Source organism: Bacillus cereus group sp. RP37 (assembly GCF_040459695.1).
In the GTDB taxonomy this organism is placed as follows: Bacteria; Bacillota; Bacilli; order Bacillales; family Bacillaceae_G; genus Bacillus_A.
Genome location: NZ_JARVHP010000001.1, coordinates 4,291,727 through 4,303,463 on the forward strand (window position 1 = coordinate 4,291,727; position 11,737 = coordinate 4,303,463).

Below are 11,737 nucleotides of genomic sequence, written 5' to 3' on the forward strand. Positions count from 1 at the left end.
AAACTACAATACAAAATAATAATTTTACACCTTCTACGAATGCGAACTATAATAGTAGAGAGAGAAAACAGAAAATATCGAAATTTAATTGGCATGTAAAATGGATTCATTTGAATAGGAGTGATTGGATGGAAGTGCAAACAGAAACATACCGCGCAGCTATGAATGGAACATTAGAACGTCATTTTTCAGATATGATTGCCGTTATACCAACTAGAATTACAATTGAGCAGCTAAAACAGCGGCTAGAAACTGTCTCTACTAAAGTTGATGAGTTAAAAATTGTTTATAGTGATGAGACAAGCCTTATTGTTGAGTTACATATGGATGAAACAGTCATACCGTATGAACTGCATATTGATGAAACGAATGATCCTGAAGAATATAAACTGTACAATAGACAAGATTCCACAATCGTAGACCGTACTTTTGAAGATGCAGCTAATGGTACTGAAATTTTCACTCGCACGCTATTTGTAGGTGATGTACTGGACTGCTTTTTCCAGCAAATACAATTTTTATGGAACCTCGCTCCAGACTTATTATTTGTAATTGATTCAAGCGCAGCAATGAAAGTGATATCTAGAAACTATATTGAATATCACGTTGAAAATGAATTATTACCTGACATTCCTGACCTATACGTTATTCATTCTGTTTATGAAGACGATAAAGAAGGCGAGCCTACGCAATATTGGTTTCATACACACGGCCTTTTAAGAGCAGGCGTAACAGAAATAGAATTAATGATTCCAAATCGCATTTCTTCTTATTACGGCATTGGTGATCTCTTTCAAACATTTGCTAATAATGCCGTTGAGAATGGACAAGTCCCTATGAATGAGCCTATCGTTATCGCACATAGTCAGCAAGGTTCTATCCATACAGTAGCTGTTCCGTGGGAAAAAGGATTATCTTATATGGGGCATAAAACGAGTATGGATCAATTGTCTTCCATCGAGGATGAAGAAGTGAAACTACAACCAATAGATGCACAAAACGTATTCTTAGGCGGGATGGATGACCGAGATGAATACCATCAATCTCCATCCGTTCTCTTATTCAAATTTAATACTTCAGAAGAATATATTGAAAGTTTTTTCAAAGAACACGAGGAAGCTACAGGGCTTATGTTCTATAAAACAAATAGTGAAACCGACCGTATGGCTTACAATGCGAAGAATACTTTCGGGTATTTCAGCAATATTTTTCACATTGAACAATCAAATGAAGATTTTCGTTTCCTCGCTAAGTTTGGTGTCTCCTACGAAGAAGGAAAAAGTGAACATATGTGGTTTGAAATGCAAGACATTACGGAAGATTTCATTCAAGGAATACTCATTAATGAACCATATTTTATAAAAGATATGAGTGAAGGAAATAGTTATCATTTAGATTTTGATAACTTAACAGAGTGGGTTATTTATGCGGGAGATGCAGTGATAAAGCCAAATAACTTATATATGTTTATTGGCGAATAAATATTTTATATAACAAGCGAAACGCCTTCAATATGATTGAAGGCGTTTCACTTTATTGTGCGATTAATTCAGTCTCTATTACTTTCTCCAAATGAGATAGTACACGCTTTGCGGCTTTCTCACCTTGATCAATACAGTCCGGAAGACCAGAACCAGCGTAAGAACTACCTGCCAAGTATATACCTGGCAACTCTTTCTCCATAAATGTTGTGAGTTTCTTCATTCGCTCGTTATGGCCTACTGTATATTGGGGCATCGCTTCTTTCCAGCGGCTTACGACTGTAAACTCTGGATCCTCTGTAATATCCATCGTCTTTCGTAAGTCTTCTAGCACAAGCTGAACGAGTTCCTCTTCTGTTTGTTCTACAACCGCTTCATCACCAGGTCGTCCAACGTAACAACGAAGAAGCGTTTTTCCTTCTGGCGTTGTATGTGGCCATTTTTTATGTGTCCACGTGCATGCTGTAATTGTGTAATCACTATTTCTTGATACGACAAATCCTGTACCATCGATATCACGCTGAATGGCTGATTTCGGAAAAGCCATTGCCACATTTGCAACTGATGTAGAAGGAATGTTACGGAAGAAACGGAACTGCTTGTACTGCGCGAACATAGATGGCAATACTTTATGCGGCGTCGCAACTACGACCGCGTCCACTTCTATTTCTTTTCCGTTACTAAGAATAATCGTATAGCCATCACCAAGTTTTGCAACTTTTTCAATGCGAGTTCCCTTTATTATCGTACCTTCATGTATCTTCGCTTCGAGAGATTCTACTATAGATTCTAAACCTGTTTTCACTGTTTGGAAGATTCCCTTTTTCGGTTCAGATGTCTCTTTTTTCGGAGCGAGCGTACGCATACCGAGTGAAATACTGCGATGTTTCTGCTCAATTTGATACATTTGTGGGAATGTTGACATTAAGCTCATTTCATCGATATCCCCTGCATAAATACCCGATAGTAATGGTTCGATTAAATTTTCAACCACTTCGTTGCCGAGGCGATGTCTGAAAAAATGCCCGAGTGATTGGTCAGATACTGGCTTTGATCGCGGCATTAACAGATCAAAACCAGCTCTTATCTTACCAATTGGGGAGAACAGCCTGGAAAATAGAAACGGCGTAATTTGCGTTGGAATTCCCATCATTGATCCGCTCGGCATTTTATGTAACCGATTGTTTACGAGGATAAATGATTGACCGGCCTTATTATTTACAAGTTCATCGCCAAGACCTAATTCTTTCGCTAATCTAGCTGCACTTTCTTTTCGTGCTAAGAAAGAATCCGGTCCGCGTTCAATTGTAAATCCATCTTTTCGAACGGTTTGAATTTTCCCGCCAAGTTTACCCGATGCTTCTATAAGTAATGTATCAATCGGCAAGTTCTTGTCACGAATATCTTTTTGTAAGTGATACATTGTTGTTAATCCTGTGATGCCACCGCCGATAATTACAACTTTTTTCCTCAAGCAGGCTCCCCCTTTCTTCTTACATTACAGATTCTTTTTTCTTTAATACAACATCTGTTAAGCAATCAATAAATGCGTCCGATGCATTCGGCATTTCTGGACGATAATATTTCGCGCCAATTTCATCTGTCACAACTTTACACTCAAAGTCATTGTCATATAAAACTTCTAAATGCTCCGCAACAAATCCAACTGGTGCGTATACGAATGAACTGTATCCATACTTTTCATTTAGTTCTCTCGTTAAATCTTGTACATCTGGACCAATCCAAGGATCTGGCGTGTTTCCTGCACTTTGCCAACCTACTGCATAGTTCGCTACTCCAGCACCTCTTGCAATATAATCCGCTGTTTCATTTAATTGATCTGGATATGGATCGCCCATTGCAATAATTTTCTCTGGTAAGCTATGAGCAGATACGATTAATACTGCTTTTTCACGCTCTGCGTCTGACATACCGTTATATATACCTTTCACTGCATCAACCCAGTACTGGATGAATTTCGGTTCTTTATACCAGCTATCAATGCCGTGAATTGTTAAGTTTCCAAGTTTCTCAGCTTCTTCTTGTGCTCGTCCTACATACGATTTCACGCTAAATGTAGAATAGTGCGGCGCAAGAACAAGTGCGATTGCATCTTGTATACCGTCGTTATGCATATCCTTCACTGCATCTTCAATGAAAGGTTCGATATGTTTTAAACCAAGATACATATGGTACTCTACTTCATCTTGTACTTCATTTAAACGCTGTTCTAACTTTTTAGCTTGCTCTAATGTAATAGTAGCTAAAGGAGAAATGCCACCAATTGCACGGTAACGCTCTGTTAAATCTTCTAGCATTTCAGGACTTGGCTTTCTTCCTCTACGAATATGTGTATAGTAACGTTCAATATCTTCTTCTTTATATGGCGTTCCGTATGCCATTACAAGCAAACCAATTTTCTTTTTCATACAGCTATTCTCCTTTACTTCGCTAACTGTTCTTTAGAGTATTCATGAATAAATGTAGTTAATTGTTTTAATGTATCTGGATTTACCTCTGGGAATACACCGTGACCTAAGTTAAAGATATAACCTGGCTCTTTCATCCCTTGATCTAAAATAGCTTTTACATGTTCTTCAATAACAGACCAAGGTGCTAGTAAGAATGAAGGATCCATATTTCCTTGTACCGCCTTATGAACACCGCGTGCACGTGCTTCTTCAATCGGTAAACGCCAGTCTAAACCTACAACATCAAGAGGTAAGTCATGCCATTCATTCACTAAGTGCGCAGCTCCTACGCCGTGCATAATCATTGGAACACCCATCGTACGAACTTCTGCAAAAATACGCTCCATCGCTGGTTTAATAAATATGCGGTAATCTGCTACATTCACTGTGCCAACCCAAGAATCGAAAATTTGAACTGCTTTTGCTCCTGCGTTAATTTGCGCTTTTAAATATGTAATAACCATATCTGCTAGCTTATCCATTAATGCGAACCAAGCTTTCGGCTCTGCATACATGAACGCTTTCGTATTATGATAGTTACGAGACGGACCGCCTTCAATCATATAGCTTGCTAACGTAAATGGAGCTCCTGAAAAACCGATTAACGGTACGTCTAACATTTCAGTCGTTAATAAACGAATCGTATCTAATATGTACGGCACATCATCTTCTGGATTGATTTCCCCTAGTTTTTCTACGTCTTGTAAAGAACGGATTGGATTATCAATAACTGGGCCAATACCTGATTTAATTTCTACATCCACACCAATTGCAGGTAGTGGTGACATAATATCTTTATACAGAATTGCTGCGTCTACGTTATATTGATCAACTGGCAACTTTGTAACGTAAGCACATAGCTCTGGATTGTGTGTAATTTCAAATAAAGAATACTTTTCTTTTATCTTTCTATATTCCGGCTGTGAACGACCTGCTTGACGCATATACCATGCTGGTACATAATCGGTACGTTCCCCCCTACATGCTTTTAAAAATGTCTCATTTATAGTTCTTACCAAGACCCTTGCTCCCTTCCTTGCCAATGCTTTTGCTCTAAATACGTTCTATTCCGATATTTATCTTTTTTTACTATACAGCTTGTAAAAACAAAATGCATAACATTATGTACGTTGTTCATGAAATTGACACAAACATTCGTAAAACCGCTTACTATTTTCACAACATTCTTATTATAGCACAGAGAAAAACTATGGTTTAGCTACTTTTGACTTTTCTCCCTCACGGTTCGTTTGTGTGTTATATGGTACAACGTAAAAACTCGGTTTTGAAAAGATGTTAACAAACTTTTCTTCATATTCTCCAGCACCGTTTACAGTGTCTACATGCGTATGAATACCATTTTCTACTCTATAAATTCGGTACATAATTCTTTCATCTGGAAGTGGTGTCCAGCTTAATTTCACTTTAAATAAACCGAAAGGGCTAAACGCTAATTTCATTTTCACATCTTCAATCTTGCGCAACCGTATTGGAGCACCGATTGTTTCCACACCTTCTGGTTTCATAAACTGCTCTTTCTGTTCTACATTTGCCTTCGTTAAAATTTTCTTAAACAATTTCGTTGCTGACGCACTTTCTCCTTGCAACTGATGCTCTTTATCCGTACGGTCATAACCAATCCAAACTGCACCTACTAAATTTGGCGTATAGCCAACGAACCACATATCTCTCGCTCCATTGTCGTCATCTGGTAAGGAAGTGGTACCCGTTTTCCCAGCTAACGCCCCGTTATATATACCTGCTTTCGCTGTCCCTTCCTTCACAACTCCTTCTAACATTTTCGTCATATACCATGCCGTTTGTTTCGAGAAAATTTTCGTTTCTACTTTTGGCGATTCTCCAATGACTGCGCCGTGTCTATTTAACACCTTTTCTATAACGTGCGGCTCAATAATAGCGCCATTTGCTAAAAATGCACGATACATTTTCACAAGGTCAAATGTTGAAACACCATTTTTCAATCCGCCAAGCGCTGTACTTAAACCAGCATCAGCAATATGAACATTGCCTTTCTCTAAATATTGCTTGCCTTCTTCTACCCCTAACTCATTTAATAAAGAAACTGCCGGTACATTTGCTGACTCTAAAATCGCATCGTACATCGTCATTTCTTTCGTATATTGACGATTGTAATTTCGAGGTTCATAACCTTCAAAAGAAGTTTTTTCATTCGTTAATAAAGAATACGGATTATATTTTTTCGTTTCGAGTGCTGGTGCATAGACAATCAGTGGTTTTAGCACAGATCCCGGCTGTCTTTTTGCAAAAACACGATTAAACCCTCTCGGGACATACTTTCTTCCGCCAATCGCAGCTTTAATTCCGCCCGTACGATTATCCATTAATAAAAAAGCACCTTGCGCCCCCTCTTCTTTACCAGGAAAATTCCTTGCATCTTGAAACTGGTTATACGCTACGTTTTGAATTTTTTCATCCATCGGTACGACAAACGTATATCCTCCTCGGAGTACCTCTTGATGAGACAACCCGTATAAACGAGCTGCTTCATCTATGACCATATCAATATACGGCATATATGCGAGCTCATTCTCATCTAAGTTTTTGTAAAGAGCAATCGTCTTTCCTTGATAACGTACGCTTTCTTCTGCAGTCAAATAACCTTGTTTATGCATAAGTGACAATACGAGATCACGGCGCTCCTTACTTTTCTCTGGAGAGAAATACGGTGAATATCCGTTTGGCGACTTCGGAAGGCCTGCAAGCATTGCCCCCTCTTCTACTGTTAAATCCTCTACATTTTTATTAAAATACAACTTTGCTGCAGCTTGAATACCATAAGCTCCATGACCAAAATAAATATGATTCATATACATTTCAAGAATTTGTTGCTTCGTATATTTTTGCTCTAATTGAAGGGAAATTGCGATTTCCTTTAACTTGCGCGTAAATGTTTTTTCACGAGTTAAAAAGACGTTTTTAGCGAGTTGCTGCGTAATCGTACTACCGCCCTCTACTTTTTCTCCAGCTAATGTATCTTTATAAAGAGCACGGAATATAGACGGGTAATCAATTCCTTGATGCTCATAAAAACGAGAATCTTCCACCGCAATAAACGACTGCTGTACATGCTTTGGAATTTGCTCGACTGGTACGATGTCCCTATTTTCTACATATAATTTCGTAATTTCTTTCCCTTTCTGGTCAACGATACGTGATGAAGAGTGGAAAACGAGCTGCTTTTCATCCATCATATAGCCACCAGCTAACACAATAAGTTTATAGAGTACAATCGCTAATACAATCGTTGCTAACCCACCTAATAAAGTCCACTTTACTTTCTTCATACATCGGCCTTCTTTCCAAATGATGGTACATTTATTATTTGAAAAAGAAGTATCTTTATGTATATAATCTTCGAAGTTTTTTACGAGAGTTGATATAATGGAAACAAACAATTAAGGGGGCATTAAAATGAAGGCTATTATTTCATACGAAACACCTCTAGAACAAGCACATTTCACTGCAAAAAATGATGAGAAGAATATGTTTTATAAAGAAAATACTGAAGAATCTGTAGAAGGATCACTTCAGTATGACGTACTAGACGCTGTTGGCGAATTTAACGGACAACCTGGCTATATCGTTTGTAACAACATTTCTGTAACAGACGAAGGTCGCCCTGTATTTGAAAACCGTTTTAAAAACCGCGCAGGCCTTATCGAAAACGAACCAGGATTCCAAGCGATCCGCGTTCTTCGCCCATTAAGTAACGATACATATGTCATCTTAACGATGTGGGAAACAGAGCAAAACTTTAAAGACTGGACAGAATCACGTTCATTTGAAAATGCTCATAAAAAACGCCCTGCACAAGCAGAGGGACAAGCTCAAGCGCATCCACATGCAGAAGGGCAAAAAAGTATTTTCTCTCGTCCGTCTTTTGTGACTACTTTTGATGTGTTAGTTTAGGTTTCGGAGTTCGGCGTTGTCGGTATGTGAAATTATATTAACGATTTTCTGAATATATCTATCGTATCTTTGAATATATCAACGATTTTTCCAATATATCGACTTATCGACAAATCACGACATAAAAAAGGAAACACCATTACACACCGGTGTTTCCTTTTTCTTTATACCAATTATATATACGAAGCGCGTCTTCTTTTCGCATATGTTTCACATTATATCTATGCCCCGCTACTGATACGGCAGCTGTACATAACTCGTCTTTCTTTTGAAAATGCGACTGACTATATCCTACTGCTTGAACATGCCTTCTTCGCATGATCCCTGTATATTTCGCAAGGCCACGGTATACCATGACTAACTGATTTTCTCGTATCATATATCCACCACTTTTATACCGAGCGTATGCAAGTAACGTAAATGTGATAAATAGTGGTATTAGCGTGAACAACGCAATATTTTGTTTAAAATATATACTCGCACCGATGATCGGCAGTGCAAGCACCGTACTTGTAATCCAGCCCATTATTACGTAACGGCGCAATGCATCCTTCGGTAAGTGAACGATTTCCTCTTCCATTTCATACGGCAACTGCAAATACGTAAGTAGCTGCTGGACATCTTTCTTTTTCATAAAAGGATGTAACATCACTTCATTTCCAGCCGATTCTATACTTTGAATGACTTCTACTTCAACAGAGCAATAACCGAAAGGCTGACGGAGAATTCCCTCTTTCACCGTAATCGCTTGAATGCGGTGTAATTTTAACACAAACTCTTTCTTATCAAACAACCCTTGCACGATGCGAATTTCATTTCCTTTTCGCTCAATTTTAAAGTTCGCATATTTTAACGCATAGCCACCTGTTGAAACGACCCACGAAATCGCCATTAAAATCGCAGCCATAACGATTAATTCATATACACCGTTATCCATCACATACGCTTCCACTTTATTAATAAGCCATTCTGGTAGAAATTGATTAAACTCTGAGTAAATAAGAAGAAGTCCAGAAAATACTAACCCGAATCTACCAGATGTAATAGATGCTGCTAAAATTTCTTTCGCTGTTAACTGATAAACCGTCTTACTTCCTTCTTCCTCAGGCACCTCTTCACTCACAATACTTCTTTCTTTATGTAATAAGGCAATGAGTTCCTTCGCTTCCTCTTCTCTAATACCCGCCAACATCACTTCTGGCTCAGTCCCGCCGCCCGCTACTTCTATATTTAATTTCGTCAGTCCAAGCACTTGATAAATAAGGTTAGAAGACGTACTAATATTTTGCACACGTTCTTTATTTAAGTAACTTTCCTTCTTTACAAAAACGCCGTGTTTAATATGTAAAATATTGTTTTCAACCCAGTACACTTTGAAATACCATTTTATAGCTGAGAAAATAGCCATAATAAATAATAAGGCCAAGAGAACAAGATGAAAGATATACCAAGGTTTTACTTGACCATCTGACCGAAATAAAACAAGAAGAATAAAAGGCAACAAAGTCGCAATTCGAATACCTAATAATATCGTAATCGGATGTTGCCTCTTATACATCCTCATCACTCACTTTCGCAAGCTCTCCAATTTGTCTTTTCAGCTGTTCTGCTTCTTCTTTCGTTAAGCCTGGAATACTATGAGAAATTGCTGCTGTTGAAATATGTAATTCTGCTAAATTATAGTTTCTCATAATCGGTCCTTGTTCAATCGTTACGTGCTGCACGCGAATCATCGGAATGAGCACGCGTTTTACAACGAACATTCCCTTTTGAATCTCAATCTCATCTTCATTTAATCTGTAACTATAATAGCGTTGACGTAAATTTGGAAACACAAAATAATCAAGTGGGATAAATATAATAGCCCCTGTTACTAACAAGCCAAACAACCAACCCCACCAATTAAAATTGATCATAAAAAAGAAATATGCAATTACGACTGCTAGTATAACCGCCGCCCCAATTAAAGCGTGAATTCGCCACACTTTCAGCATATTAGCATGAATCTCTCTTTCTAACGGCTGCATCTCATCACTCCAATTATATAAATTTATTAATTATATATTAGTTGGTATATACATATTTGTAAAATTATAGTTTTTACATCATATCGATCATTTCTTTAAAATTCCCTTCATTAATCGAATACACTTGAAACTGAATGTAATCTATTTCATTCGTATTAGGGCGGGCATATGGCAAAATGGTAAATTGAGAAGCTGATCTTCCTAACATATCTACAATCATTAGAGAAACGTCAATATACTCGAAGTCTACACGGAATACGACTGCTTCTCCCGTACATTCATACTCTTTAATCGCATCATAAGACTGATTCGCACTAATTAACATCACTTTTAATAGTTGGTTCAAATTTTCTGGTTTAAAATTAATCATATACGCAGCTCCTTTTTTCAATAAAACACTACAAAAATAGTGTAATCTTATACTTTCATAGCTTCACACATCAATTATATTAAAAATAAAGCTAGTTTTTTATAAATTTTTTGATATAATTACTTACGGGAAAAGGGAAGAATTTTGTCTTCCCTTGTGTTTTTATTTGCATCTAGTACTTTTGCTAGATGCTTTTTTTATGGAAAAAAGGTACCCTCATATACTTTGAGGATACCTTTTTCATCAATTTAGTGCATTTCAATAATTGTACCATCTTCGAATACTTTGAATACGCCAGTAAATCCTGGTCCAGCTGCGCCTTCTATTTTATATGTCGTACGCACTCTAATTTGATAATATTTCTTTCCATTCTCTACTTGCGTGTTCTCTAGTGTGTAATCATAGTCTTCTTTATATTCATTTTTAATATATGCTTTAGCTTTCTCAAAAGTAAATGTATCTTGAGTCTTTCCTGTTTCTACCTTTTTATTATTTTCTGTCGCCACTTTTTGAGTCTTGTCTGCTTCTACTTTTTTATTATTTTCTGTCGCTACTTTTTGAGTCTTGTCTGCTTCTACCTTTTTATCACTCTCTGTCGCTACCTTTTGATTTTTTTCTGCCTCTGTTTTTTGAGTCTTTTCTGTTGCTACCTTTTGGTTCGTTCCTGCATCAGTTTTTTGTGCCTTTGCTGCTGTTTCACTCTTTGTAGTTTTTTCTTCTTCACTAATTTTCGTAACTAATCCTACTGCTTTTTTATTATACTCTTCAAGGTTCTTGTTATTTTTTGTTTCTGAAACTAGCTTATTTAATGTCTCTTTCGCTTCTCCATAATTTTTCTTATTTATTAACTCTTCACTTTTCGTCAGTTGCTCGCTATACTTCTTTTTTTGTTCTAAAATGGCTAGTAATGCTGTTCGTTCTTCCTTGGCCTGCTTTATAAGCGTAGTATTTCCATCCTTCATGTTCTCTACTTTTTCAAATGACTGAATTGATTCTTCTATCTTTGTTTCTTCTTTTAACTTTACTGCTTCCATCATGATTTTCGTTTGTTCTGCAAGCACTATTGCATCTGAATCGTCTTTTTTCTCATCCAGCGCTCGTTCAAATGATGATAAAGCATTCTTATATTCTTTATTCGTTAACGCGGTCTTCCCTGCATCTATTTCTTTTTCAAAATCTCCATTACTACATCCTGCTAACATTAAAAATGTAATCCCAATTACCGTTAATAACTTCCTCAATGTTTCTCCCCCTATGTATTCCTAAAACAATAACGTCATATGTATAAAAGTCTGTGTAGTAATTAGACTGAAAGTAAATATGTACTACATTGTGTGTGGGAAAGGAAGTACATTTCATTTACTATCATTATTTAAAACTCCTAAATAGTTGGTAGTTGGTTTTCTTCTTTTAAGACAGAAAGGAATTTTAATAATG

10 protein-coding genes are annotated in these 11,737 nt (G+C 37.1%); 2 read left to right on the top strand and 8 right to left on the bottom strand.

The annotated features are described in order from the left end of the window. Positions 1–128: 128 nt before the first annotated feature. On the top strand, positions 129–1,481 hold the full coding sequence (locus QCI44_RS22670; protein WP_016133861.1) for a DUF4026 domain-containing protein: 1,353 nt from the start codon (positions 129–131) through the stop codon (positions 1,479–1,481). Positions 1,482–1,533: 52 nt separating this feature from the next. On the opposite strand, the gene hemY is transcribed toward QCI44_RS22670, so the two are convergent. The 4 genes from hemY to QCI44_RS22690 form a co-directional block, all read right to left on the bottom strand. Then, positions 1,534–2,955, bottom strand: coding sequence for a protoporphyrinogen oxidase (gene hemY / locus QCI44_RS22675; RefSeq protein ID WP_016133860.1), 1,422 nt, complete (start codon positions 2,953–2,955; stop codon positions 1,534–1,536). 19 nt (positions 2,956–2,974) lie between these two features. Next, positions 2,975–3,910, bottom strand: coding sequence for a ferrochelatase (gene hemH / locus QCI44_RS22680; protein WP_088083422.1), 936 nt, complete (start codon positions 3,908–3,910; stop codon positions 2,975–2,977). A gap of 14 nt (positions 3,911–3,924) precedes the next feature. Next, positions 3,925–4,971, bottom strand: coding sequence for a uroporphyrinogen decarboxylase (gene hemE / locus QCI44_RS22685; RefSeq protein ID WP_000252602.1), 1,047 nt, complete (start codon positions 4,969–4,971; stop codon positions 3,925–3,927). A 189-nt stretch (positions 4,972–5,160) separates the two neighbouring features. After that, entirely contained in the window at positions 5,161–7,278 is a 2,118-nt protein-coding gene (locus QCI44_RS22690; protein ID WP_016133858.1) for a transglycosylase domain-containing protein, read from the bottom strand. 127 nt (positions 7,279–7,405) lie between these two features. On the opposite strand from QCI44_RS22690, the gene hmoB reads away from it, so the two are divergent. Then, positions 7,406–7,903, top strand: a complete 498-nt coding sequence (hmoB, locus tag QCI44_RS22695) for a heme-degrading monooxygenase HmoB (RefSeq protein ID WP_016133857.1) — start codon at positions 7,406–7,408, stop codon at positions 7,901–7,903. A gap of 139 nt (positions 7,904–8,042) precedes the next feature. On the opposite strand, the gene QCI44_RS22700 is transcribed toward hmoB, so the two are convergent. The 4 genes from QCI44_RS22700 to QCI44_RS22715 form a co-directional block, all read right to left on the bottom strand. Continuing rightward, on the bottom strand, positions 8,043–9,461 hold the full coding sequence (locus QCI44_RS22700; RefSeq protein ID WP_353811449.1) for a PH domain-containing protein: 1,419 nt from the start codon (positions 9,459–9,461) through the stop codon (positions 8,043–8,045). After that, the gene (locus QCI44_RS22705) at positions 9,454–9,930 is read right to left on the bottom strand and encodes a PH domain-containing protein (protein ID WP_098986630.1); all 477 of its coding nucleotides are present in this window, start codon (positions 9,928–9,930) and stop codon (positions 9,454–9,456) included. The genes QCI44_RS22700 and QCI44_RS22705 overlap by 8 nt, the downstream gene beginning before the upstream one ends. A gap of 73 nt (positions 9,931–10,003) precedes the next feature. Then, positions 10,004–10,300, bottom strand: coding sequence for a protoporphyrinogen oxidase (locus QCI44_RS22710; RefSeq protein ID WP_098986629.1), 297 nt, complete (start codon positions 10,298–10,300; stop codon positions 10,004–10,006). A gap of 248 nt (positions 10,301–10,548) precedes the next feature. Continuing rightward, positions 10,549–11,541 (bottom strand): hypothetical protein, encoded by a 993-nt coding sequence (locus QCI44_RS22715; protein ID WP_016133853.1) that lies wholly within the window; start codon positions 11,539–11,541, stop codon positions 10,549–10,551. Between the last annotated feature and the right edge of the window lie 196 nt (positions 11,542–11,737).